At 50.5% G+C, this 23,505-nt stretch carries 24 protein-coding genes, 1 pseudogene and 2 riboswitches; of the genes and pseudogenes, 13 read left to right on the top strand and 12 right to left on the bottom strand.

The window, feature by feature from the left end; translation table 11 throughout:
- The first annotated feature begins 84 nt into the window (after positions 1-84).
- On the top strand, positions 85-984 hold the full coding sequence (yegS, locus tag IB214_RS08950) for a lipid kinase YegS (RefSeq protein ID WP_117343246.1): 900 nt from the start codon (positions 85-87) through the stop codon (positions 982-984).
- On the opposite strand, the gene IB214_RS08945 is transcribed toward yegS, so the two are convergent.
- The 7 genes from IB214_RS08945 to fbaB form a co-directional block, all read right to left on the bottom strand.
- Complete coding sequence (locus IB214_RS08945; RefSeq protein WP_115258063.1) at positions 981-1,754, bottom strand: ABC transporter ATP-binding protein; 774 nt, start codon at positions 1,752-1,754, stop codon at positions 981-983. The genes yegS and IB214_RS08945 overlap by 4 nt on opposite strands.
- A complete protein-coding gene (locus tag IB214_RS08940; protein ID WP_117343245.1) occupies positions 1,751-2,623 on the bottom strand; it encodes an ABC transporter ATP-binding protein in 873 nt (290 codons plus the stop codon). The genes IB214_RS08945 and IB214_RS08940 overlap by 4 nt, the downstream gene beginning before the upstream one ends.
- Complete coding sequence (locus IB214_RS08935) at positions 2,595-3,500, bottom strand: ABC transporter permease (RefSeq protein WP_096756532.1); 906 nt, start codon at positions 3,498-3,500, stop codon at positions 2,595-2,597. The genes IB214_RS08940 and IB214_RS08935 overlap by 29 nt, the downstream gene beginning before the upstream one ends.
- On the bottom strand, positions 3,497-4,534 hold the full coding sequence (locus IB214_RS08930; RefSeq protein WP_115258061.1) for an ABC transporter permease: 1,038 nt from the start codon (positions 4,532-4,534) through the stop codon (positions 3,497-3,499). The genes IB214_RS08935 and IB214_RS08930 overlap by 4 nt, the downstream gene beginning before the upstream one ends.
- Positions 4,531-6,147, bottom strand: coding sequence for an ABC transporter substrate-binding protein (locus tag IB214_RS08925; protein ID WP_117343243.1), 1,617 nt, complete (start codon positions 6,145-6,147; stop codon positions 4,531-4,533). Before IB214_RS08925 ends, IB214_RS08930 begins: the two co-directional genes overlap by 4 nt.
- Positions 6,148-6,220: 73 nt before the next feature.
- Complete coding sequence (locus IB214_RS08920; RefSeq protein ID WP_115258060.1) at positions 6,221-7,375, bottom strand: mandelate racemase family protein; 1,155 nt, start codon at positions 7,373-7,375, stop codon at positions 6,221-6,223.
- 259 nt (positions 7,376-7,634) lie between these two features.
- Positions 7,635-8,687 carry a class I fructose-bisphosphate aldolase gene (fbaB, locus tag IB214_RS08915; protein ID WP_117343242.1) on the bottom strand — a complete coding sequence of 351 codons (1,053 nt, stop codon included), beginning with the start codon at positions 8,685-8,687 and terminating at the stop codon, positions 7,635-7,637.
- A 253-nt stretch (positions 8,688-8,940) separates the two neighbouring features.
- On the opposite strand from fbaB, the gene IB214_RS08910 reads away from it, so the two are divergent.
- Genes IB214_RS08910 through IB214_RS08900 form a run of 3 tightly spaced genes read left to right on the top strand, consistent with a single transcriptional unit; the run spans position 8,941 to position 12,181 of the window.
- Positions 8,941-10,218 carry a nucleoside permease gene (locus IB214_RS08910; RefSeq protein WP_117343241.1) on the top strand — a complete coding sequence of 426 codons (1,278 nt, stop codon included), beginning with the start codon at positions 8,941-8,943 and terminating at the stop codon, positions 10,216-10,218.
- On the top strand, positions 10,215-11,219 hold the full coding sequence (locus IB214_RS08905) for an ADP-ribosylglycohydrolase family protein (RefSeq protein ID WP_117343240.1): 1,005 nt from the start codon (positions 10,215-10,217) through the stop codon (positions 11,217-11,219). Before IB214_RS08910 ends, IB214_RS08905 begins: the two co-directional genes overlap by 4 nt.
- A complete protein-coding gene (locus IB214_RS08900) occupies positions 11,216-12,181 on the top strand; it encodes a PfkB family carbohydrate kinase (protein WP_117343239.1) in 966 nt (321 codons plus the stop codon). Before IB214_RS08905 ends, IB214_RS08900 begins: the two co-directional genes overlap by 4 nt.
- Here IB214_RS08900 and IB214_RS08895 read toward each other — a convergent pair.
- Genes IB214_RS08895 through thiM form a run of 3 tightly spaced genes read right to left on the bottom strand, consistent with a single transcriptional unit; the run spans position 12,155 to position 14,539 of the window.
- Positions 12,155-12,901 carry a GntR family transcriptional regulator gene (locus tag IB214_RS08895; protein WP_117343238.1) on the bottom strand — a complete coding sequence of 249 codons (747 nt, stop codon included), beginning with the start codon at positions 12,899-12,901 and terminating at the stop codon, positions 12,155-12,157. The two genes, IB214_RS08900 and IB214_RS08895, sit on opposite strands and share 27 nt — an antisense overlap.
- Before the next feature lie 52 nt (positions 12,902-12,953).
- On the bottom strand, positions 12,954-13,754 hold the full coding sequence (thiD, locus tag IB214_RS08890) for a bifunctional hydroxymethylpyrimidine kinase/phosphomethylpyrimidine kinase (RefSeq protein ID WP_117343237.1): 801 nt from the start codon (positions 13,752-13,754) through the stop codon (positions 12,954-12,956).
- Positions 13,751-14,539 carry a hydroxyethylthiazole kinase gene (thiM, locus tag IB214_RS08885; protein WP_096756523.1) on the bottom strand — a complete coding sequence of 263 codons (789 nt, stop codon included), beginning with the start codon at positions 14,537-14,539 and terminating at the stop codon, positions 13,751-13,753. The genes thiD and thiM overlap by 4 nt, the downstream gene beginning before the upstream one ends.
- A gap of 32 nt (positions 14,540-14,571) precedes the next feature.
- A riboswitch (TPP riboswitch) is annotated at positions 14,572-14,668 on the bottom strand.
- A gap of 195 nt (positions 14,669-14,863) precedes the next feature.
- Here thiM and IB214_RS08880 point away from each other — a divergent pair.
- Together IB214_RS08880 and IB214_RS08875 are read left to right on the top strand one after the other, a co-directional pair.
- A complete protein-coding gene (locus IB214_RS08880) occupies positions 14,864-15,784 on the top strand; it encodes an abortive phage resistance protein (RefSeq protein ID WP_117343236.1) in 921 nt (306 codons plus the stop codon).
- A gap of 130 nt (positions 15,785-15,914) precedes the next feature.
- Positions 15,915-17,050 (top strand): IS3 family transposase gene (locus IB214_RS08875; RefSeq protein WP_208642073.1). Its coding sequence is split into 2 segments (ribosomal slippage): positions 15,915-16,161 and positions 16,161-17,050, totalling 1,137 coding nucleotides; the frame shifts between segments, so codons are not numbered across the junction.
- Between the two features lie 36 nt (positions 17,051-17,086).
- Here the strand turns inward: IB214_RS08875 and IB214_RS08870 are convergent.
- Complete coding sequence (locus IB214_RS08870; protein ID WP_223240249.1) at positions 17,087-17,605, bottom strand: hypothetical protein; 519 nt, start codon at positions 17,603-17,605, stop codon at positions 17,087-17,089.
- 68 nt (positions 17,606-17,673) lie between these two features.
- Positions 17,674-17,770, bottom strand: a riboswitch (TPP riboswitch).
- Between the two features lie 267 nt (positions 17,771-18,037).
- Here IB214_RS08870 and tssD point away from each other — a divergent pair.
- From tssD to IB214_RS08835, 7 genes and pseudogenes are all read left to right on the top strand, one after another.
- Positions 18,038-18,532 (top strand): type VI secretion system tube protein TssD, encoded by a 495-nt coding sequence (tssD, locus tag IB214_RS08865; protein WP_117343482.1) that lies wholly within the window; start codon positions 18,038-18,040, stop codon positions 18,530-18,532.
- Positions 18,532-18,900 carry a tlde1 domain-containing protein gene (locus IB214_RS08860; protein WP_117343481.1) on the top strand — a complete coding sequence of 123 codons (369 nt, stop codon included), beginning with the start codon at positions 18,532-18,534 and terminating at the stop codon, positions 18,898-18,900. The genes tssD and IB214_RS08860 overlap by 1 nt, the downstream gene beginning before the upstream one ends.
- Before the next feature lie 2 nt (positions 18,901-18,902).
- Positions 18,903-19,349 (top strand): Shiga toxin A subunit, encoded by a 447-nt coding sequence (locus IB214_RS08855; protein WP_117343480.1) that lies wholly within the window; start codon positions 18,903-18,905, stop codon positions 19,347-19,349.
- Positions 19,350-19,548: 199 nt separating this feature from the next.
- Positions 19,549-20,100, top strand: a pseudogene (locus tag IB214_RS08850) (LA2681 family HEPN domain-containing protein).
- Between the two features lie 1,166 nt (positions 20,101-21,266).
- On the top strand, positions 21,267-21,494 hold the full coding sequence (locus IB214_RS08845) for a hypothetical protein (protein ID WP_117343479.1): 228 nt from the start codon (positions 21,267-21,269) through the stop codon (positions 21,492-21,494).
- 8 nt (positions 21,495-21,502) lie between these two features.
- On the top strand, positions 21,503-21,862 hold the full coding sequence (locus IB214_RS08840; RefSeq protein ID WP_117343478.1) for a hypothetical protein: 360 nt from the start codon (positions 21,503-21,505) through the stop codon (positions 21,860-21,862).
- Positions 21,863-22,138: 276 nt separating this feature from the next.
- On the top strand, positions 22,139-22,471 hold the full coding sequence (locus IB214_RS08835) for an RcnB family protein (RefSeq protein ID WP_096756518.1): 333 nt from the start codon (positions 22,139-22,141) through the stop codon (positions 22,469-22,471).
- Positions 22,472-22,511: 40 nt separating this feature from the next.
- On the opposite strand, the gene IB214_RS08830 is transcribed toward IB214_RS08835, so the two are convergent.
- Positions 22,512-23,501 carry a hypothetical protein gene (locus IB214_RS08830; RefSeq protein WP_117343477.1) on the bottom strand — a complete coding sequence of 330 codons (990 nt, stop codon included), beginning with the start codon at positions 23,499-23,501 and terminating at the stop codon, positions 22,512-22,514.
- Positions 23,502-23,505 lie beyond the last annotated feature (4 nt).

Raw genomic sequence — 23,505 nt, 5'->3', positions numbered from 1 at the left:
AACGTCCGCGCTTTCGGTCAGTTCTTACGCCATAAACCCATTCCTGGCATACACTTGTTAAAACGATAAAAGTGAGGCAACAGGATGATAGCATTCCCAGCCAGCTTACTGATCCTGAATGGAAAAAGTGCTGATAATCCCCCGCTGCGCGAGGCGATTGCCCTGCTACGCGATGAGGGCGTTGAGATCCATGTGCGCGTCACCTGGGAAAAAGGCGACGCCCGGCGTTACGTTGATGAGGCCCACCAGTTGGGCGTTGCCACCGTCATTGCGGGCGGCGGTGATGGCACCATCAACGAGGTCTCCACCGCGCTCATCCATTGCCAGGGGGAGGATATACCCGCACTGGGGATTTTGCCGCTGGGAACCGCAAATGACTTCGCCACCAGCGTGGGTATTCCTGATGTTCTGGATAAAGCCTTGAAGCTGGCCATCGCCGGCAATGCGGTTGAAATAGATATGGTGCAGGTCAATGATAAAACCTGTTTTATCAATATGGCGACGGGCGGATTCGGCACGCGGGTCACGACAGAAACACCAGAAAAACTCAAAGCCGCGCTGGGCGGCGTGTCGTACTTTATTCATGGGCTCATGCGCATGGACACGCTGAAGCCCGACAGCTGCGAAATTCGCGGGGAAAACTTTCACTGGCAGGGAGACGCGCTGGTGATCGGCATCGGCAATGGTCGTCAGGCTGGCGGCGGGCAGCAACTTTGCCCCACGGCACTGATCAACGACGGTCTGCTGCAACTGCGCATTTTTACCGGCGATGAGCTTCTTCCGGCGCTACTTTCGGCACTTACCCAATCCGACGACAACCCCAATATTATTGATGGCGCGTCATCCTGGTTTGATATCCGTGCCCCGCATGAAATCACGTTTAATCTCGATGGCGAACCGCTAAGCGGGCAGGAATTTCACATCGAAATCCTCCCTGCCGCGCTGCGCTGCCGGTTACCGCCTGGTTGTCCCTTGTTACGCTAGTACGCCGCCACTTCCCGCGCCAGATCGCGGGAATAGCGCTGGCTGCCGCTTATTAACATCCGGGTATACTCGGTTTGCGCCTCACCGTTGACCAGCGCATCCACGGTAAGCGTTTCAAGAATTTTTCCGTATTGCATCACCGCCACTTTCTGACACAAATGCGCAATAACCCCCAGATCGTGGGTGACCAGCAGATAGGTCAGGCTGGACTCCTTTTGCAATTCAGCCAGCAGGTTAAGAATTTCGGCCTGTACCGATACGTCCAGCGCAGAAGTCGGCTCGTCCAATAACAGTACCTGCGGTTCAAGGATTAGCGCCCGCGCAATCGCCACACGCTGGCGCTGCCCGCCAGAAAGCTGATGCGGATACCGGTCGCGAAATGCCCGGTTCAGACCGACCTTATCCAGCAGCCCGTTAACCCGCCGATCCCGGTCAGCAATGCCGTGGATCAACAGCGGCTCTTCGAGGATATCGCTGATGGTATGCCGGGGATGCAGCGAACCATATGGGTCCTGGAATACCATCTGTACCAGGCGGCAGCGTTCGCGGCGAATACGGTGATCCAGGGCTTGTCCGTCGATCGCCAGTTCACCCTGCCAATGGGTAAACAATCCAGCCAGGCACTTCAGTACGGTTGTCTTTCCCGAACCGGACTCCCCAACCAGACCGTAGACCTCTCCGGGCTGAACCCCAAACGTCACGTCATACAGCACCTGATTGCGTTTTTCTCCCTCACCAAATGCCAGGTTCAGATTTTTAACGTCGATCATATCCCCTCCTCACTCAGCCAACTGGGCTGACGTTGCAGCACCGGCAGCACCGCCCGGCGGTTGTGGATTTCTGGCAATGCGCTAATCAGCCCCTGAGTATAGGGATGCTGCGCATGATGGAGATCGCCTGCGGCGATGGATTCCACCACCCGCCCGGCATACATCACCAGGACGCGATCGCAGAAGCTGCGCACCAGGTTGATGTCATGGCTGATAAAAATAAGCCCCAACCCGCGCGACTCCACCAGCGAGTCAAGCAGCCCCAACACCTGCAGACGCACCGACACGTCCAGCGCCGAGGTGGGTTCGTCGGCAATCACCAGTTCCGGATCGGTGATTAACATCATCGCGATCATGACACGTTGCCCCTGGCCACCAGAAATCTCGTGCGGATAGAGCTGATACACCCGCTGCGGCTGACGAATACGCACCACCTCCAGCATTTCCAGCGCCCTGGCTTTGGCCTCAGCCTTGCGCCCCGGATGATGGGTAAGCCAGGCTTCGGCAATCTGATCGCCAACGCTCACCACCGGATTAAGGGAGTATTTCGGGTCCTGCATAATCATCGAGATACGCTTGCCGCGAATTTGCCGCATCTGCGCCTCGCTGGCATGGGCTAAATCCACATCGCTAAACTGCATTTTGTCTGCCGTAACCCGTGCTTTTTTCGGATGCAGGTGCAGCAGCGCTCGCCCGACGGTGGATTTACCGGAGCCTGACTCACCCACAATCGCCAGTTTTTCACGTCCGAGTTGAAAGGAGACGCCGCGTACCGCCTGGGTGACCGCGCCGCCGTTGATAAAATCGACGTGCAGGTTACGCACATCAAGCAGAGGCGAATCATTCGCTGCGAGGATCGAGGATGTCACGTAAGCCATCTCCTAAAAAGTTGAACGCCAGGCTGTTGATCAAAATCGCCAGCCCCGGAATAGTCACTACCCACCAGCATTCCATCATGTAGGTGCGCCCGCTGGAGATCATCGCCCCCCATTCCGGATCCGGTGGCTGAGCCCCTAACCCCAGAAACCCAAGGCCCGCAGCGGTCAGAATGATCCCCGCCATATTCATGGTGATACGAATAATCACCGACGGCAGGCATAGCGGTACGATGTGACGCCACAGCACACGTCCTGCCGATGCCCCCTGCAGGCGAACGGCAGAGATAAAATCGGCCTGACGCAACGAGAGCGTTTCCGCACGAGCCAGACGCGCAATCGGCGGCCAGGCGGTCAGCGTAATGGCAATTACTACGTGCTCCAGCCCCGGACCGAGTGCCGCGACAAAGGCCAGTGCCAGTACCAGGCTTGGAAAAGAAATGAAAATGTCGGTGACGCGCATCAGTACCATGTCGACCTTGCCACCGAAGTAACCCGCCGTGACGCCAAGCAGCAGACCGAGCGGCCCTACGGTGACCGACACCAGCAGCACGATATACAGCGTGATGCGCGAGCCATACACCAGGCGGCTAAAGATATCGCGGCCAAACTCATCGGTCCCGAACCAGTGCTGCGCGTTCGGCGCCACCAGCGCACTGTTTAAATCCTGCACCAACGGGTTGTACGGTGCGATAAGCGGGGCAAAAATGGCCACCAGCAGTAACAACGCAATAATTCCGCCGCCAATGGCGGTCAGCGGGTTACGCGCCATCTTGCCCATGAACCCGCGCGCTCGCAGCAGCGCCTGCTTCGCCCGCAGACGTTGTTCGCTATTGCCGCTATCCCGCGGCGTATCCAGAGAAACCGTCATGATTTTGTCCTCGGATCAAAGAATTGATACAGCATGTCGGAGAGCAGATTGAGCATGACGAAAATCACCCCAACCAGCAGCACGCAGCCCATCACCGCATTCATGTCACCCAGCAGCAGGCTGCCGGTTAAATAGGAGCCAAAACCGGGCCAGGAAAAGACGGTTTCAATCAGCACCGCGCCTTCCAATAGCGAACCGTAGGCCAGCGCGACCACCGTGAGCAGTTGCACCAGAATATTGCGAAACGCATGGTTCCAGATGACCTGACGCTCGGTCAGCCCTTTGACGCGCGCGGTGATAATGAACTCCTGTGAAAGCTGCGCCAGCATAAAGCTACGGGTCATACGGCTGATGTAAGCCAGCGAGTGAAAACCCAATAGCGCAGCAGGCAAAACCAGATGATTAATGGCATTCCAGAACACGGTGGCATTGCCGGCCAACAGCGCATCGACGGTCATTAATCCGGTCTGGCGCGGCACCAGCCCGTCCAATCCGAGATCCAGACGCCCCGCGCCGCCCACCCAGCTTAGCCAGGCGTAGAACACCAGCAGCCCCATCATCCCCACCCAGAAAATCGGTGTGGAATAACCTGCCAGGCTAATGATGCGCACCACGTAATCCGACAGGCTATTGCGTCGTGCCGCCGCCAACACCCCCAGCGGGATCCCCAGACCCGCCCCTACCACAATGGCCATCGTCGCCAGCTCAATGGTGGCCGGGAAAACGCGTACAATGTCATCCATCACCGGCTTACCGGTCAGCAGCGCATTACCCAGATCACCGTGCAGCAGATTGGTGAAGTAAATACCAAACTGCGCCGCCAGCGATTTATCAAAGCCTAACTGGTGATACACCTGCTGATAGGTGCTCTGATCCGCATCAGGTCCCACGATCGCCAGTACCGGGTCGATCGGCATGACGCGACCGATAAAAAAGGTCAGCAGCAGCAATCCAAACAACGTCATTGCCACCTGTATCAGACGGGTCGAGACACGCCGGGCGCGTGAGCCAGGTGCAAGTATGGCAACGCTCATTGTTCACCTCCGGTTTTATACACATCACGCAAAAACGTGGTGGCCGACGGATGCGGCTGATAATTCTGCACCTCACGGCGCACAACGACCGAATCCACCATTTGCGACAGCGGAATTAGCGCAGGAACGAGCTGGTCGTAGCGGGTCTGGATCGCCTGATACGCGCGAGTCTGCGTTTGCGGGTCACGCTCCAGCAGGGCGCTGTCGATCATGTCATTAAGCGGTTTATCGTAGAAACCTGTGCGCCAGCCCTGAAAGTTGGTAAGCCGGGCTTCATTGCTGTTATCCGGGTTATAGACCAGCGCCCGCAGGCTGGAGTGCGGATGCGGTTCCATGCCGCTGCCGCCGCGCCCGACCAGCATGTCAAATTTACGCTCGCGCATTGCGCCGTAGATCTGATTACCGGTTCCGGTGATAATTTTGGCGTTAATACCCGCCTGCATCAGCGTGGACTGCACGGCAATCGCGATATTCTGGAAAGGCTGGTCAGCCAGCACCCGCAGCGTGGTGTCGAAACCGTCCGGGTATCCCGCCTCCGCCAGCAGCTTTTTAGCGCGCGGAATGTCGAGGCGATAGCCAGGGTCAGGCAGCGTGGAGGGCATTCCTGCCTTGATAGGACGCTGATGCAATACGCCGTATCCCGGCATCAGCGCTTTATTGATCCCCTGATAATCAATCAGGTAACGCACGGCTTCACGGACTTTCGGATTGGCGAAGTGCGCCTCCTTCATGCTCATTGCCACGTAATACATCGTGCCTCGCTGGACGGCATCCACGCTCAGGTCAGGATCGCTACGCAGGGCATTGATGTCTGAAACCGCCATATTACTGGCAATATCCAGATCGCCCTTGGCAATCATCAGACGCAGGGTCTGGGATTCCTGAAAATGACGCAACACCACGCGGCTCATTTTCGCCTCGCCGCGCCAGTAGTTCGGGTTACGCGTCATGCGCAGGACATCTTTCGCCTGCCAGGTATCAAGGGTAAACGGGCCAGACCCGGCTTCATTGGTGGTCAGCCAGTGGTTGCCCCAGTCGTTATTCAGCACATGTTGCTGCACGGTTTTGCTGTCCAGCACGCCGAGATTCCCCAGCGCCCCCAGTGAATAGATAATCAACTGCGGATCGTTGGCTTTGGGCAGCGTGATTTTCACTGTAAACCTGTCCGGGGCGCTGACCTGTTGGTCGATATTTTTTTTGCTAAAGCCGTAGGATTTCCACACCGACGACTGCGCCAGATTCAGGTGCAGGATCCGACGCATCGACCACACCACATCGTCAGCAGTCAGCGGATTACCGGAGTGAAAGGTCACGTCATCGCGCAGATGAAAAGTCAGGGTGGTGCCATCCGGACTGACATCCCAGGATGTCGCCAGCGCGGGTTTCACATGGGTCAACTGGGCAGGATCCAACTCCACCAGCGAGTCATATAAATTCACCACAATGCCCACCACTTCGTTGCCGGTCATGGCGGCAGGATCGAGGGTCAGCAGGTTATTCATGTTCATACCAATGATGAGCTGATCGGGCGGCGTTTTGGCGTACGCCGCACTGCTCCCCATCGACACGGCGAGTGCGAGTAAACACGCGCCCAGTAAGGAAGTTTTTTTCATCTATTGTTTGCCTGTACTGTAGGGTACATGTTGCCGGATGACGCTTGGCTTATCCGGCATTTATTGTTTTCAGTCAGTCGTGGCTGACGGTGTTGGCTTCGATATAGGCAAAATTGATGTCTTCCCCCAGACCGGGGCGCTGTGGCAGATGCACAAAACCGTCGGCGTCCATCGGGTCAACAATGCTGTTCAGGTAGGCGGCCGGTTCGTCGTAGTCGAGGAACGGATGCAGCAGGCCGCGCTCGTACCAGCGACAGTTTCGAATCGCGCCAATCACCGCGAGGCTCGCCGCACCGTTGCCGTGTACTTCGCAGTCCATGCCAAACGACTCGGCCAGGTTGGCCACTTTCAGGGTGGGCGAGATCCCCCCCACACCGTTGGCACCAGCACGTAAAATGTCGCATGCGCCCGCCTTCACCCAGTCCGCGCGGCTGTGGTGTTTTCCACCGAGGCTTTCCGGACCAATGATCGGAATGGAGAGATTTTCGGCAAGCCAGGCGTAAGACGCCATGCTCTCTTCTTCCATCGGCTCTTCAAACCAGGCAAAGTTGAGTTTTTCCAGTTCCTTGCCGATGTACAGCGCTTCTGTACGGCTGTACCAGTGATAGCCGTCGATCATCAGATCAATATCCGGCCCGACCGCCTCGCGCACGGCGGCACAGGCTTTCACATCCATCTTCGGATTTGGCGCGAAGGAGACCGGCGGCATCCAGGTATGCAGTTTGATCGCCTTATATCCACGAGCGACCAGTTTTTCGGCAAAGCAGGCATATTCTTCCGGCGTCGACAGTCCGCCGGGCAGATCGTCACCACACATGGTGCTGCCGTAGGCCGGGACCTTATCGCGAAAACCACCCAGCAGCTTGTAGACCGGCATGTTGAGCTTGCGGCCTATCAAATCCCACAGCGCCTGCTCAACAAAAGACAGCGCGCGTTCGGTCAGTTGATGCGCGCTTCCCCGCTGCCAGTGCACCAGATCCTGCCAGATGCGCTCCCGATTAAACGGGTCCTGACCGACCATCACTTTGCGAAAAAAGGTATTCACCACAAACGGGCGCACCACTTCCGGCGGTGCAAACGAATACCCCTGGGTGCCGTCATCGGCGGTAATGGTCAGCATGGCCATTTTGGCGAGGCTTTCCGGCCCCGGATGGGAATGTCCGGCGGTATCAGAAACCCGGCGGGTGGGATACTGGAAGACGGAGACATTGATAGCTTCAATTTTCATTATTGGGTCCTTAGCGCAACTTTGAAATGCTGTTTCACATCTAAATGTATGTGCAAAAAAGCAACTTTGCCTCGGACATTCCGCGCTAAGGCATGACTATTTTCTGTGCAAGTGCACAGGGAGAGGTGATGCTTTTCACAAAAGGCAGGAGAAACGTGAGGTAGATCGGACTAATATTGCGATTATACTGAAATGATATTTTGAATTTAATTTTTCAAGAAACGCGGGTTGCCGTGACATGACCACAACCCGCGATAATTTACGCAATGGTTACTTTGTTATCCAGATAAACGTCCTGCACGGCGTTAATCAACTTAACACCATCTGCCATGGTTTTCTTGAACGCTTTACGTCCGAGGATCAGACCCATACCACCGGCACGCTTGTTAATTACCGCCGTGCGCACCGCATCGCTGAGATCGGTTTCGCCCCCTGCCGCACCGCCGGAGTTAATCAGCCCGGCGCGGCCCATATAGCAGTTCGCCAGTTGATAACGCACCAGGTCAATCGGGTTGTCGCTGGTCAGCTTGCTGTAAACGCGATCGTCGGTATAGCCAAAGTTAACGGCCTTATACCCGCCGTTATTTTCCGCCATTTTCTGCTTAACAATATCCGCCCCGATGGTGGCCGCCAGGTGGTTTGCCTGCCCGGTCAGGTCGGCGGAAACGTGATAATCCACCCCGTCTTTCTTAAATGCGGAGTTGCGCAGATAGGCCCACAGCACCGTCACCATCCCCAGTTCATGCGCACGTTCAAACGCTGCAGAAATCTCTTCAATCTGACGACGCGATTCCTCGGAGCCAAAATAGATCGTAGCCCCGACCGCCACCGCGCCCATATTGAATGCCTGCTCCACACTGGCATACAGCGTCTGGTCAAAGGTATTCGGGTAGCTGAGCGTTTCGTTGTGGTTAATTTTTACGAGGAACGGAATACGGTGTGCATAGCGACGAGATACGGAAGCCAGCACGCCGTAGGTCGACGCCACGCAGTTACAGCCCACTTCGATAGCTAGCTCCACAATATTCTTCGGATCAAAGTACAACGGGTTGGCGGCAAACGAGGCTCCGGCGGAATGCTCCACACCCTGGTCGACCGGCAGAATCGACAAGTATCCCGTGCCAGCGAGTCGGCCCGTGTTGTACAGCGTCTGCATATTACGCAGCACGGCAGGCGGACGATTATTGTCTACCATCACGCGGTCGACGTAATCATGCCCTGGCAGGTAAAGTTGGTCAGAAGGAATGGTCATACAACGATGCTGTAAAAGGTTGTCGGCATCTTTGCCAAGCAACTGCGCAATATCAGTCATAGCTATGCTCCCGTAAGTTCCGGTTGGATACCGGAATGTGAATTGTCCTGACCCGCCTTGTTGCGGGCAGCCATAAGCCTGGTACCGACTGCGCTTTTTTTCCATCTTTAGCGCACTTTTCAGTCATTTCCGCTGGCTCGATTCAGGCATTAAAAAACGTTAAGGCGGTCAAAATTAAAACACAAAGGTATTTTAAAGGTATTATCTACTGGTACTATGAAAACGTACCTTACCTGTCATGAAGGATGTAAAGATGAAAACTACAGCAAAGCTGTCGTTCATGATGTTCGTGGAGTGGTTTATCTGGGGCGCCTGGTTTGTACCGCTTTGGCTGTGGCTGAGTAAAAGCGGATTCAGCGCCGGAGAAATTGGCTGGTCCTACGCCTGTACCGCCATTGCCGCAATCCTGTCACCGATTTTTGTCGGTTCGCTCACCGACCGCTTTTTCTCCGCGCAAAAAGTCCTGGCGGTGTTAATGTTCGTCGGCGCCATTCTGATGTACTTCGCCGCGCAGCAGACCACCTTCGGCGGCTTCTTCCCGCTATTGTTGGCGTATTCACTGACCTATATGCCCACCATTGCGCTGACCAACAGTATTGCCTTTGCCAACGTCCCGGACGTCGAGCGTGACTTCCCACGCATCCGCGTGATGGGCACCATTGGCTGGATTGCCTCCGGTTTAGCCTGCGGGTTCTTACCGCAAATGCTGGGCTACAGCGATATCTCCCCCACCAATATCCCGTTGCTGATCACCGCCGGGAGCTCCGCGCTGCTGGGTGTCTTCGCCTTCTTCTTGCCGGATACGCCGCCAAAAAGTACCGGCAAGATGGATATCAAAGTTATGCTGGGGCTGGATGCACTGATCCTGCTGCGTGATAAGAACTTCCTTGTCTTTTTCTTCTGTTCGTTCCTGTTTGCGATGCCGCTGGCGTTTTACTACATCTTCGCCAATGGTTACCTGACCGAAGTCGGAATGAAAAATGCCACCGGCTGGATGACGCTGGGTCAGTTCTCGGAAATCTTCTTTATGCTGGCGCTGCCGTTCTTTACTAAGCGCTTTGGCATTAAAAAGGTATTATTGCTTGGTCTTATTACTGCAGCGATCCGCTATGGCTTTTTCGTCTACGGCGGCGCGGAAGAATATTTCACCTACGCACTGCTGTTTCTCGGCATTCTGCTGCACGGCGTCAGTTACGATTTCTACTATGTTACGGCCTATATCTACGTGGATAAAAAAGCGCCTGTGCATATGCGTACCGCCGCACAGGGGTTGATCACCCTCTGCTGTCAGGGATTCGGTAGTCTGCTGGGCTATCGCCTGGGCGGGGTGATGATGGAAAAAATGTTTGCGTATAAAGAACCGGTTAACGGTCTCACCTTTAACTGGGCGGGCATGTGGGGATTTGGCGCAGTCATGATTGCCGTCATTGCCGTACTGTTTATGATTTTCTTTCGCGAGTCTGACAAAGAAATCACCGCAATTAACGTGAACGACCGCGATCTGGCATTGAAAAAAGGGGAAGTAAAATGAAAGCAGAGCGTATTCTCGGTGCTCTTTATGGGCAAGCGTTAGGGGATGCGATGGGCATGCCGTCAGAGCTATGGCCCAGAACCCGCGTGAAAGCACACTTTGGCTGGATCGACCGCTTTTTGCCCGGCCCCGCGGAAAATAACGCCGCCTGCTATTTTAACCAAGCGGAGTTCACTGATGACACAGCCATGGCGCTGTGCCTGGCAGATGCTCTGCTGGAATGCGACGGGAAAATTGTCCCCGACGTCATTGGCCGAAATATCCTGGCCTGGGCGGAAGATTTCGATGCCTTCAATAAAAACGTGCTGGGCCCCACCTCGAAGATTGCCCTTAAGGCCATCCGCGACGGAAAACCCGTTACTGAGCTGGAAAACAACGGTGTCACCAACGGTGCGGCCATGCGCGTTTCACCGTTAGGCTGCCTGCTACCCGCACACGATCTTGATGCCTTCATTGATGATGTGGCGCTGGCGTCCAGCCCGACGCATAAATCGGATCTGGCGGTGGCCGGGGCCGTGGTTATCGCGTGGGCAGTGTCGCGCGCGATCGACGGCGAACAATGGTGCGATATTGTCGATGCGCTTCCCGCCATTGCCCACCACGCCCAGCAAAAACGGATCACCACCTTTAGCGCATCGCTCGCGGCGCGCCTCGAACTGGCACTGAAAATCGTCCGCGATGCTAACGGTATCGAGTCTGCCAGTGAGCAGCTGTATCAGGTGGTGGGAGCTGGCACCAGCACCATTGAATCCGTGCCCTGCGCTATCGCCATGGTGGAACTGGCACACACCGACCCTAAGCGCTGCGCTATTTTGTGTGCGAATCTTGGCGGTGACACCGACACCATCGGTGCCATGGCGACGGCAATTTGTGGCGCACTGCACGGCGTCGGCGCGATTGACCCTATGTTGAAACAGGAACTGGATGCGGTCAATCAGTTGGACTTTACCCGCTACGCCAGCGGATTAATGCGCCTGCGTGAGCAACGGGAGGCGCGATGAGCACCACGCGTTTGCAGGCACTTATCCCGCAGTTGCACACCCAGCGCCCGGTGACGGTAGTCGGTGCAGCGGTGATCGATGTAATTGCCGATGCGTATGCCCTGCCCTGGCGCGGTTGTGACATCGAGCTTAAACAACAAGGCGTTAATGTTGGCGGCTGTGCGCTGAACATCGCCGTCGCGCTTAAGCGTTTAGGTATCGACGCCAGCAATGCCTTGCCGCTAGGTCAAGGCGTGTGGGCAGATATCATCCGCAACCGGATGGCAAAAGAGGGTTTACACAGTCTGATTGATCATGCCGAAGGTGATAATGGCTGGTGTCTGGCGCTAGTTGAGCCGGACGGTGAACGCACCTTTATGTCCTTCAGCGGCGTCGAAAATCAGTGGAACGCCGACTGGCTTGCGCAGTTGACGATCCCGCGCCACAGTCTGGTGTATCTTTCCGGCTATCAGCTGGCTTCGCCGTGCGGCGAGCTGCTGGTGCAGTGGCTGGAGAGTCTGGATGAGGTGACGCCATTTATCGATTTTGGGCCACGCATCGGCGACATCTCCGATACCTTAATGGCGCGAATACTGGCCTGTCACCCGCTGGTGTCACTGAATCGGCAGGAAGCAGACATTGCCGCAGAACGGTTCAGGTTAAGCGTGGATGTCGAGGGTTTTGGCGCTGAGTGGGTGAAGCGCTTTGCCACGCCGGTGGTAGTTCGCCACGATAAAGACGGCGCATGGTATTTCAGTGAAACGACATCCGGCTGCGTGCCTGCATTTCCAACGACCGTGGTTGACACCATTGGCGCTGGCGACAGTCACGCAGGTGGCATGCTGGCCGGGCTGGCATCTGGCTGGTCGCTGGCCGATGCCGTGTTGCTTGGCAACGCGGTGGGATCGTGGGTGGTCGGGCATCGCGGCGGCGATTGCGCCCCCTCGCGCGACGCGTTACTCCTCGCACACAAAGACGTATAGGTCACTGCGGCAGTAACTGATGCTGTATTCAATGGGCCGGTGCTGCTGGTCAAGCGCGACCTGCTTGATCACCAACACCGGAACTTTGCTGTCCATCTGAATGTGCGACTGGAACTCCGCATCCGGCATGCGGGCGCTGACGCGGGATCGCGTGCGCTGCGGGAAAATATGCTGGCTGCGAAAATAGTCGTACAGCGAGACGCCGATGGCATCCACATCATGAATAAGATGCGCAGGGACCCAAGACTCTTCAATGGATACGGCGTCTTCATCCACATAGCGAATACGCTTAAGCAGAAAAACGTCACTGCCGGCGGTAATCGCCAGCTGCTGCGCCACATCTTCCGGACACGGCACCACGCGTTTATTGACCCACAGCGTATCTGGTTTTTTTCCGCGTAACACCACCTGCTGAGAAAAGCCGCGCGCTTCTTTTAGCGAATATTCAAAGATATTGTTGATCTGCGTTCCGTAACCACGGGCGCGGGTCACTACCCCTTCTTCCTCCAGCGCCTGCATCGCTTTACGCACCGTAATGCGCGAAACGCCGGTCAGCTGGCTGAGATCGCGCTCACCGGGCAGAATATTGCCATGCTCGAGGATGCCGCTGCGGACAGCGTTCTTCACCGTTTGGGCGAATTTAAGATACAGCGGCGTGTTATCCGCCGCCGAAATGCGTTCATTCAGTTGCGCGATAAGCTGGGTATGCGCTTGTTCCATTTATCTTTTTCCTGACCGCTGAATCTTCAGCCAGTATACGCATTTATCCCTGTTACCACCACGCATGGAAATGGTGTACCGGACCTATCCCCTCGCCCACTTCCAGGGAATCTGCCTGGGCCAGTGCCGCCGAGAGCCATATTTTGGCCTCCTGCACCGTATCGGCCCAGTTTGCATGACGCGGGCGTAGCGCCGCCAGCGCTGCCGACAGCGTACAACCGGTGCCATGGGTGTTTTTGGTCTTCACTCTTGGCGCGGTAAAGCGCTGCTCGCCCTCGCGAGTAAACAGCCAGTCAGGGCTTTGCGCGTCATCCAGATGACCGCCCTTCATCAGCACCGCCTCGCAGCCCAATGCCCGCAGAGCACGCCCCTGCGCCAGCATTTCCTGCTCCGTTTGGGCATGGTTTGTTTCGAGCAATGCGGCGGCCTCCGGCAGATTCGGGGTAATGATCGACACCTGCGGCAGCAGGCGAGTACGCAGCGTTTCTACCGCAGAGGAGGACAGCAGCGGATCGCCGCTTTTCGCCAACATCACTGTATCAAGCACCACATTTCGTACCTGAAAGCGGCGTAAACGCTCAGCGACCGCTTCCACAATATCCGTTTCTGCCAGCATACCGATTTTGGTGGTATCTATGCGTACATCGCTGAACACGGAGTCCAGCTGCGCGGCAACAAAATCAGGTTCGATCCGATAAACCGACTGCACACCGCGCGTATTTTGCGCCACCAGAGCCGTGATGACCGAGCAGCCATAGGCCCCGAGCGCAGAGAATGTTTTTAAATCCGCCTGGATACCTGCACCACCGCTGGGATCGGTTCCGGCAATTGTTAATGCGTTAATCCGTTTCATGCCAGCTCCTGCGCGTTCAGGTTATATAAAGCATCAAGGAATGCAGGAATAAAGCTTCCTGGCCCTGTCGAGTGTTCAGTGGCGAATTCACCGGCCTGTTTCATCCAGCTACAGGCAGACGCGACGTTACTCAGCCGATCCCCCTGCAGCGCACAGCTGGCAGCCACCACCGCCGACAGCGCACATCCGGTGCCAACGACACGCGTCATCAATGGATCGCCACCGCGAATACTCACGGTACGCTGGCCATCGGTAACGTAATCCACCTCCCCGGTTACCACGACGATGGAGGCGACCCTGCATGCCAGCGCCTGTGCCGCCGGCAGCGCAGCGGCTGCTGTGTCGGTGGTATCTACACCGCGCCCACCTCCGCGCATTCCCGCTAGCGCGAGTATTTCAGAGGCGTTACCGCGAATGGCAGCAGGCTGGAGCGAGAGCAAATCCAGGCAAAAACGACGGCGAAACTCCAGTGCCCCAACGGCAACGGGATCGAGCGTCCAGGGCGTATTCGCCCGCTGCGCCTGCTCGACCGCCGCACGCATAGCAATGGCACGGCTCTCGGTCAGCGTACCGACATTAATCAGCACGGCATGGGCAACAGCCGCAAACTGGCTGGCTTCTTCGGGTTCAATCACCATCGCAGGTGACGCGCCCAATGCCAGAAGCGTATTGGCGGTAAAATTCTGCACGACCTCATTGGTCATACAATGCGTGAGCGGAGAAAGGGTTCTAAATTGCTGTAAGGCGTGGGCCGCGAGTGCGCGGCTGTGCAGGTCAGGCTGCATGGTTCAGCTCCTGCCCGCGTGAAAGAAGGGACACGAGCAGTGTCAGACTTCCCTACGCTGGCATTATCCAGATCAGGTGGTACGGGTATTTCTCAGCCTTCGCAAGGAAGGGCACCCCGAGTCATTCAAATCAAAATCAAAAGATTGCGATTAATGCTCCTCATTAATCCCTGTTCAGGATATTAATGCCAGCGGCAAGTCTTGTAAACGACGAACGCGGCCCTTTTGGGCCATGTGTGACAGGATGAGTGACAGTTTGTGTGACACAAGTAGCTATCCATTGCTTAGACGCAAGTTTGAATGCGCTATAGAATATGAATAAATATGAGAAGGGAAAAGGTATGCCAAACTCACCTGTATTGTGAGTTACAAGCGCTCGCAGAAGATCCTCAAAGTAATATTTTGAGATTGCTTCTAAAAGCAAAAGTGATATCCAGTAAATTGAATCTAGAAGAGGTTACAGCATGGGTTGATATGGAGATCAACGGTTACCCTACCCAGGGTGATACTCCTAGTTACAGAAGGGTTCTCTTACCACTCAGAGCTTACAATCCATACAGAGGGTGGATAGACGTTGATCTTGGGACAGATGATCCTGAACTACAGGAACATTTTGGAACGGCATGTTTCACTGAATCCGTTTCCAGTATAGAAAAACATTCCTTATCAACCGAGACGCTTCACTTAACAGTCCCACCAGCGATGGCAGAGGTTCTTTACGATGCTAGTAGCAATTCCAGGATGAAATTAGCTTGGATGGTTTCCAATGGCTGTATGGTGAGCATTCTTACAGCTGTTCGATTTAGAATACTGAATTGGACGCTTGAACTTGAAGCCCAAGGGGTTTTAGGCGAAGGACTATTTTTTTCCTCAAAAGAAATAGAGGTTGCCCCAATGACTGTTCATAACATCACAAACATCCACGGTAACGTTAACAATGCTGGTGTTATTGGCTCTGGTAACGGCGATATTACCCAGAACAACAGCATCACCGCTGGCGATTTTAAATCACTAGAAAAGCAGCTTAAAGAATGGGGTGTATCTGAAGAGGATATCAAAACGCTACATCAAGCGATTCAAGAATCACCAGTCCCCTCTAACGCAGATAATTTCGGCGGTAGGGTCGGCGAATGGCTAGGCAATACAATCGGTAAAGCGTATGCAGGTACGCTGAGGATCGCAGGAAGTGCTGCACCAGCTTTACTGACAAATGCCATTTGTCACTACTTCGGCATACCGGTTTAAGAAACATTAACGCAGGGAGGCTCCGGCTGTATGGACTGACCCCACCCCGGTAGACGATCCTGCCCTATAGTTGGACTGACCCCACCCCGGTAGACGATCCTGCCCTATAGTTTGAGCATAGGGGGAGCATATGGGCACACCACGATTTACACCTGAATTTAAGGAAGAAGCCGTCCGACAGATAACGGAACGCGGTTATTCCGTTGCCGAAGTATCTGACCGTCTGGGCGTTTCTGCCCACAGCCTCTACAAGTGGCTACGGGCTATCAAACCGGATAACAGCGAGCAGCATGCCCGGGATTTACTGGAAGCCAAAAGCGAGATCCTGAAACTACGGGCGCAGCTAAAACGTACCGAAGAAGAACGGGATATCCTGAAAAAGGCCGCGCGGTACTTTGCAAGGGAGCCCGACTGAAGTACCGCTTTATCAATGAGCACCGCACTGTATGGGGTGTGATGACAATGTGTCGGGTACTGGATGTCGCCCGGGCCGGGTTCTACGCGTGGCTGCATAACCCGGTCTCGGCACGTGATAAAGATAATCAGCGTCTGCTGACGCTTATCCGTGACTCCTATTCACTGAGCGGAGGCGTATACGGTTACCGGCGGGTTCATAGCGACCTGAACGAAATCGGGGAAACCTGCGGTAAAAACCGGGTGGGCCGTATTATGCAACTGAACCGGATTAAAGCCGTGCGCGGCTATAAAGCGCCGCGTCGTATCGCTGGCAGACCTTCAGTGGTTGCCCCTAATCGCGTGCAGCGGCAGTTTACTGTTGTCCGGGCCAATCAGGTCTGGGTCACCGACATTACTTATATCCGTACCTGGCAGGGCTGGCTGTATCTGGCGGTGGTTATCGATCTCTTCGCCCGTAACGTGGTGGGCTGGTCGATGAAGCCCACTCTCTCACGCGAACTGGCGCTGGATGCACTGATGATGGCGGTCTGGCGACGTAAACCCGACGGTGAGGTCATTGTGCACTCAGACCAGGGAAGCCAGTACGGCAGTGACGACTGGCAGCGCTTCTGCCGGGCTAATAACCTGGTCCCGAGCATGAGCCGGCGTGGCAACTGCTGGGATAATGCGGTGGCCGAATCGTTCTTCAGTTCACTGAAAAAAGAGCGCATCAGGAAGAGAATATACAAAACCCGGGATCTAGCCCGGGCGGATATCTTCGATTACATTGAAGTGTTCTACAACCGGGCCCGGCGCCACAGTCACCTCGGCGGCGTCAGTCCGGAGGCCTTCGAACAGGCCTCGTCGTGAGGACAGAATTTGTCTACGGTCGTGGGGGCAGTCCAACTATAGGGCAGGATCGTCTACCGGGGTGGGGTCAGTCCAGACAATTAACAGCACTTCCATAAAGCGCTCATTGGCTTGTGAGATAGCCTTCGTCCAGTTTTGGGCTTTTTCCTTTTTGTACATATTCCAAGCGCCAGCCAGTGTTAACACATCCTTTGACTGTACTTCTGTTTGTTCTTCCTCATCTTCTGAAGGCGCAACAACCTCGCGGTATTCCTGAACAACTATCGGCTGAAGATTGCGCCGTTCATCACTGAGAAATTGTTGAACCAGCCAGTGTTCATTCTGTTGCTTTAAGCGGTTGCTGAAATCAGAAAGACGTTGACCAAACTGATCCGGGTGAATGGTTCCACGTTTGACTAATGGAATGGCTGGAGATGCAAATGACATCAAGAGTTGCGCGTGGCTGTGGCTATCTGTCTCTAACGACCGACGGAAATATTTATGACCCGACAGGCGAAAGCTGATGTAGTAGATCCCGTTACGGATGATGGTGTGATTGATAGATGTGTGTGCCATTTTGTTTGTCTCTGTGATTGACAACATAACAAAATGAAGAGAAAAAACCGTGCAAGTCTTTGATTTATATCTTAGATAATTGCCAGGACTACGCTGGCATTATCCAGATCAGGTGGTACGGGTATTTCTCAGCCTTCACAAGGAAGGGCACCCCGAGTCATTTCATTTATAAAACAATCAGTTACACATTGAAAATGTGTAGATATTTAGTGTAACCGGGGCTTAGCCCCAGGAGCAAGAATTTTCGATTTAACACAGCATTTATCACAGTGCTTATCTCACCGGTTTTTCGGGGGGATTACCCTAACACCCAATGTAGTTTTACTTAAATCACTTTTATTTCAATAGGTTTCTCGGAAAAATATTCTCCGTATACATCCATAAGTAGTACAATTAACGCTCAATACCAGCATAATTAAGAGGGATTTTGATATGGCAATACCTGTGTATCTATGGCTTACCGATGATACAGGAAATCAAGTTAAAGGCAGTGTTGATGTGCAGGGTAGAGAAGATTCTATAGAGATTTTAGAGCTTATGCATAATGTAGAGTTACCAACTGACGACAAAACCGGAAAGATCACCAGTAAGCGCCAGCATGGAGATTACGCACTAATCAAAGAAGTCGATTGTTCATCTCCTTACCTCTATCAAGGTGTATCATCCGGCAGAAAATTTAAACAAGCTGTATTGAAGTTCTACCGCATAAACTATAACGGACAAGAAGAAGAATATTTCCGTGTAACAATGGATAATGTCAGAATTAATGAAATTGAACCTTTCATGTTTGACATAAAAAACCCTACATTTGAAAAACACAAGCATCTTGAAGCATTCTATTTGGCATATGAAAAAATCACCTGGCATTATCTTGATGGAAATATAATTCATTCTGATTCATGGAACGGAAATAAGGAGGCAGCGTAATGACTTGGGTTTATAAAGTAAGCGCTCACAGCTTTTATATGAATGGAACCTATCAATTTGATGCTAAATATTCTGGCAGACCTGGATATAAAAATGATTCTGCTAATGAGTGTGTAAAAGATAACGGCCCACTTCCTAGAGGCACTTACACTATCGGCCCCGCTTTCTACCATCGTAGAACTAGAGCATGGACGATGAGACTTACGCCATACATTGAAAATCAAATGTGTGGGCGTGATGGTTTTATGATTCATGGTGATAGTGCTGCCCATCCTGGAGAAGCTTCTGATGGTTGCATTATCCTTAACTTGCCATATCGTAAAATCATTGACGCTAGCAGCGATAAAGTTTTAGTAGTGGAAGATTAATTATGTTTAAAAAACTGTTAGTCTGTTCATTTGCTTTAATTCCAATATTTGCATATACAAAAGATTATGGATGCGCCGCTGTTGGCTTATCAATGGAATCATCTTTATTTGATGCGCTATCAAAAGATTTAAAAATTGATACATCAACTGTTGATAAAACTAAAGCCAAAGTAGATATCATTGATATTTCTCCAATCTCTAAAACCTATGCGGAATCTTTAGCACGAATTGATTACAATAAAGATCCTAACAAGGAGAAAACAGAAGATACATATAATAAGATTTATTTCTCTAGCTATTATTATAATGGTGTAAAATCTATCACAGCTAAATACACTTATATGAATAAGGCGAAAAAAAAAGATGTATTTATTGCATCCAGCCTAATGAACAAGGATGAATGCTCTATTAGATTTAATGGATACATCACGTTATCAAGAGAGTTTTGATACTTATGGGGCAGTAATGCCCCTCTTAAAAAGAGTACTTTGGAAGTACAACCATCTCATTAACCCCCTATCCTAATACAAAAAGCATTTTCAAGATAAAACACCTGCAACCTGATCAACTATAAATAATTGATTAAATCCACCAATACGTATTTAATATAGAATAAAGAGATAAAAGGTAGTTTTCCATTCGATCATCATGAGCAGTTATGGAGCTATTTTGTTAATGCCTGATGATACAAATCACATCTACAATTCGACTTACCCGCATATTGAGGACATGACATACGCCATCAACAGCTTAAAAGTTTCTCAATGTAAATCAGCCTTAAAAATAGCGCATTCACTCTTTGATAAAATCGCTTATTTGATTAGTAGATTTTTTCAATCTTAACGAATTAAAGGATGACTCTCGAATCAGTATAGACAGTCTATTTAGAGATTTGAATGATAAGGGTCAAGAAATGAATGAAAACCGCATAAGAAGCTGAAAGGCAACAACAATCATTTCATTCACGCTCTATTCTACATTTTGAAAGATATCCGTGATGTGCAAAATTCAACCTCTGTTTCGAAATGGTTAGATCCCGATGCTGTAGCATTTGCTGATATTAGAAATACAATAGAGCATCGTTCTTTAAAAATAGTTGATGATTTCAGAGATGAGCTTGCTACATCACACAATAGCTATCATGATGAAGAATTAAGGAAGCTACAAGAACAAATTAACACACTGCCAATTGAAATTTGAGAGATTGGGCTAAAACTTAAACAAGCGAAAAAAGAATGCAATCCTGAATTATTAGCACAACTTCAAGACAAAATCGATAAATTAAACTCACAGTTTGAAAATGTGAAATCAAAGATTCATGAAAAAGAAAAACTATCGTCTCACTCTCTTTTAATTCCAATATGCCAATTTGAATTAAGGCTTATGCAACTCATTGGCCTATCACGAAATTCAATTATGTATTTATCTCTTGCAATACACTTTGAAGAGCGCAAACGTCCAAAAGACGGTATCTATATGCCGAGAGAAGTTCCTTTAAAGCAGAAGTTTGAATAGGCTTCCTATCACATGGAAATGTAAATGATTGTTTCTTACATCATTAATCAGACCTACGCTGGCATTATCCAGAACAGGTGCAAGGAATTTCAATCAATTTCACAATTCATGCGCTCAATTTTCCCGATGAATAAGAGACACGTTATAAAGCGACAATAGAGGAAATCGATATTCTCTCATACGATCTTTTTTATTTTGTATCGGCTTTTGAGATTTGTAATCGATAACGTAATTTATTAATAAAATGAAGGATAAAAAATTTAATTCGCGTTTTTTATGATTGTGTTTTAAATAACTCAGCTAATAAGTTTTTTCAAATAATTAAAGAACGGGTTAAAAAGTATTTGTTAGCTCATTTTGAAGCGTCCTTTTATAACGATACTCATTCTTCTGATCGGACAGTTAAATCGTTATTTTGCTATTTAATGAGGCAGGCGCCTTCTTTTAAAGGTAACTTATCTACATGTAAACATTAAATAAAAAAATACACACCCTAAAGCCATAGCCCCGGATGCTTTTTTGTGATCTCTGTTGTCATCTAAACCCTTGACCTATCAGATAGTTATTTCACTTCACTAAAAAAGATTATGATTTAAAGATTAATCTGTATTGATTTATACCGATAACCGCGGTTAGGCTTTATATCAATCAAACACATTGATGTTTCATATGGATAAAAAGGTTTTTGTCTATACCTCTTAAGGTTAGCAATAACATGACAAAAGGAGTGATTGTTTCCGCAATCGTCTCTTTATGCCTTGTAGTTCCAGGTGTATTTATCAGGTGATGTATAACATCGCCATTTTAAAAATGGCGGGTTATTGTAATAATAATTAATTATAGGCTTGGAAATGAAGTATAATAAATTAATGATGATAGCTATCGTAGCAGGCGCTTTTTCACTTTCCGGTTGTAATCTGGAAAAACAATATCTTGATGATTGTGAAGCTAACGGCATTGATCGTACCGCGTGCTTTGAGCAATATCATGCTGATAATCGCGCCAACGCCGATCGTTATCAGACTTACACGGAAAATAGCCGTAAACTGGATGCGAAAAAACATTCTCATCATAACTAAGGTTTATCATGAAAACTAAATTAGCCCTGATTGCTCTTGTATGCTCTTTCGCCATTATGCCTGCCCATGCAATTAATGCACACTATCGCGCTCAATTAGAGCGTTCTGGTTGCACACAAGTTAGTGATGGTGATGGGACTTGTGATATTCACAAAACCAAAGCGCAAAATGCGAAGGCTAAATCAGGCTCTAACGCATTTACTGCTGATGCCGATCACGTACTAAATCAACCAATTTCTACCAGTGCTGAATATCTCCTTGCTAAAGGATGGAAACCTAATAACGGTTTATGGAAGAAACAAGGTTATGTACTCTCTCTTAAAGTTGAAGCCGATACAGTCGTAAAAGCCCAACTTTCCAAGGGGTAAACAATCATAAGGCGACTTCGGTCGCCTTTATTGATTGAAGATAGTAAAGATGCTGACATCTTGCGATGTCGTCCTGTGACTGCATCACAACAAACTGATGTAAATTGCAGAGCAGCAGCGGTATTGCTAAATTGCGGTTCAACGTTGCCGCCTGCTCGTACTTCATTTACACTTTTTACGAAATAACTGGAGTTCTCACAAAATAGTGCTTGTCAGATATCCTGTAAGCCCGGAATGATACACGACCGTTGTTGACGACCCGAATGAGTAGAGAGGATGGGTATGAAGAATAAAATGTTGCTGGGTGCACTGCTGCTCGTAACCAGCACCGTCTGGGCAGCGCCTGCCGCCATCGCAGCCCCTAAAGGCATCGATAAATATGAGCTGAGCGGCTTTATTGCTGACTTTACCCATTTCAAACCCGGTGACAAGGTTCCGCCCCTGTACCTCACCGAAGAATACACCATTAAGCAGTGGAACCTGCGCAACCTGCCCGCACCGACGGCAGGCACCCACTGGACCTACATGGGTGGTGCGTATGTGCTGGTCAATGATGCCGATGGCAAGATCATCAAAGCCTACGACGGCGAGATTTTTTATCACCGGTAAAAAAATACGCACCCTATACAAAGGGTGCGTCAATTAAATATCACTCGTATTCCGTAACAACCTTAACCCTACTTTGCACTTTACCTGGTCGAATATTTTGTCCATATGCAACATATCTCCCATATAGATTTAAGTCAACACGCTGTTCTTCTGGTGTTATATCTTTAAAATTCAAAAGATCATAGCTGGAACTATTCCCTGCACTAAAACTAATTGCTTGACTTCCATTTAGTGAGATTTCAAACCCAACATCTCCAGCACCTCCATATTTATTTTCATGCTCATTTTTTAGGATGTTACCTTGAATATTCTCCGACTCAAAATGATACTTAAAAGAATAAGAGGACAATCCTTTATTGCAAATAAAAGATACGTTACCTGATGTAGGTTCAAGTTTTAGATACCTGGACGTATTATTATTTAAATCTGATATCGTAATTGCCGGCGCGGTAAGTACACCATCATTAAATCTACAAGTTTTTGTCATTTGCTTGATTTGTGGGATATAAGTCACTCGATAATAATGATTCGTATTATCACGCCCACTCCAACATCCTGAGAAAATACACTTCTCAGGAATAAAATTTATCTGGATGCCCTCATTTATATTTTTTGCATTTCCACTTACCCCAGTAGCTTTTGAAACAACATCAAAAGTTAAGGTAATCTCTGTCTTATTTATTTTCCCTACATCCATCTCTGTAAAAGAGTCTTTCTTATCATACAAGATAAGTGCAGGGTCAGAAGAAAATGTAGCTCTCAAATATATATCACCAGCATCAGCATGGTATACATAATATGTTTCATTGGGGAATTTTATATTAAATACAGTATCAGCCCCCATGTCAAATAAATTTCTACATATAGGTTTATGAGTAAATTTAAAGTTGGATATATTGACAACATTACCTTTCATATTATCAAGTTTTAATTCATCGCCAGACACATATATTTCAGACCCATTAGAAATATAACAATGACTACTTGCACCAAAACTAATTAATGCAATTAAAAAAAATAAATACTTCATATCC

It is taken from the genome of Citrobacter sp. C1 (assembly GCF_014596895.2).
Lineage (GTDB): Bacteria > Pseudomonadota > Gammaproteobacteria > Enterobacterales > Enterobacteriaceae > Citrobacter > Citrobacter gillenii.
Note: the sequence above shows the minus strand (reverse complement) of the source record. Positions and strands in the feature narration are given on the sequence as shown.

What these genes read in the sequence shown, in the direction of transcription:
- fbaB (WP_117343242.1), bottom strand. Translation starts at nt 8,687, where the DNA reads ATGACTGATATTGCGCAGTTGCTTGGCAAAGATGCCGACAACCTTTTA.
- IB214_RS08910 (WP_117343241.1), top strand. Translation starts at nt 8,941, where the DNA reads ATGAAAACTACAGCAAAGCTGTCGTTCATGATGTTCGTGGAGTGGTTT.
- IB214_RS08905 (WP_117343240.1), top strand. Translation starts at nt 10,215, where the DNA reads ATGAAAGCAGAGCGTATTCTCGGTGCTCTTTATGGGCAAGCGTTAGGG.
- IB214_RS08880 (WP_117343236.1), top strand. Translation starts at nt 14,864, where the DNA reads ATGAGAAGGGAAAAGGTATGCCAAACTCACCTGTATTGTGAGTTACAA.
- IB214_RS08895 (WP_117343238.1), bottom strand. Translation starts at nt 12,901, where the DNA reads ATGGAACAAGCGCATACCCAGCTTATCGCGCAACTGAATGAACGCATT.
- IB214_RS08845 (WP_117343479.1), top strand. Translation starts at nt 21,267, where the DNA reads ATGAAGTATAATAAATTAATGATGATAGCTATCGTAGCAGGCGCTTTT.
- yegS (WP_117343246.1), top strand. Translation starts at nt 85, where the DNA reads ATGATAGCATTCCCAGCCAGCTTACTGATCCTGAATGGAAAAAGTGCT.
- thiD (WP_117343237.1), bottom strand. Translation starts at nt 13,754, where the DNA reads ATGAAACGGATTAACGCATTAACAATTGCCGGAACCGATCCCAGCGGT.
- thiM (WP_096756523.1), bottom strand. Translation starts at nt 14,539, where the DNA reads ATGCAGCCTGACCTGCACAGCCGCGCACTCGCGGCCCACGCCTTACAG.
- IB214_RS08830 (WP_117343477.1), bottom strand. Translation starts at nt 23,501, where the DNA reads ATGAAGTATTTATTTTTTTTAATTGCATTAATTAGTTTTGGTGCAAGT.
- IB214_RS08920 (WP_115258060.1), bottom strand. Translation starts at nt 7,375, where the DNA reads ATGAAAATTGAAGCTATCAATGTCTCCGTCTTCCAGTATCCCACCCGC.
- IB214_RS08935 (WP_096756532.1), bottom strand. Translation starts at nt 3,500, where the DNA reads ATGACGGTTTCTCTGGATACGCCGCGGGATAGCGGCAATAGCGAACAA.
- IB214_RS08930 (WP_115258061.1), bottom strand. Translation starts at nt 4,534, where the DNA reads ATGAGCGTTGCCATACTTGCACCTGGCTCACGCGCCCGGCGTGTCTCG.
- IB214_RS08925 (WP_117343243.1), bottom strand. Translation starts at nt 6,147, where the DNA reads ATGAAAAAAACTTCCTTACTGGGCGCGTGTTTACTCGCACTCGCCGTG.
- IB214_RS08900 (WP_117343239.1), top strand. Translation starts at nt 11,216, where the DNA reads ATGAGCACCACGCGTTTGCAGGCACTTATCCCGCAGTTGCACACCCAG.
- tssD (WP_117343482.1), top strand. Translation starts at nt 18,038, where the DNA reads ATGGCAATACCTGTGTATCTATGGCTTACCGATGATACAGGAAATCAA.
- IB214_RS08860 (WP_117343481.1), top strand. Translation starts at nt 18,532, where the DNA reads ATGACTTGGGTTTATAAAGTAAGCGCTCACAGCTTTTATATGAATGGA.
- IB214_RS08945 (WP_115258063.1), bottom strand. Translation starts at nt 1,754, where the DNA reads ATGATCGACGTTAAAAATCTGAACCTGGCATTTGGTGAGGGAGAAAAA.
- IB214_RS08840 (WP_117343478.1), top strand. Translation starts at nt 21,503, where the DNA reads ATGAAAACTAAATTAGCCCTGATTGCTCTTGTATGCTCTTTCGCCATT.
- IB214_RS08855 (WP_117343480.1), top strand. Translation starts at nt 18,903, where the DNA reads ATGTTTAAAAAACTGTTAGTCTGTTCATTTGCTTTAATTCCAATATTT.
- IB214_RS08835 (WP_096756518.1), top strand. Translation starts at nt 22,139, where the DNA reads ATGGGTATGAAGAATAAAATGTTGCTGGGTGCACTGCTGCTCGTAACC.
- IB214_RS08870 (WP_223240249.1), bottom strand. Translation starts at nt 17,605, where the DNA reads ATGGCACACACATCTATCAATCACACCATCATCCGTAACGGGATCTAC.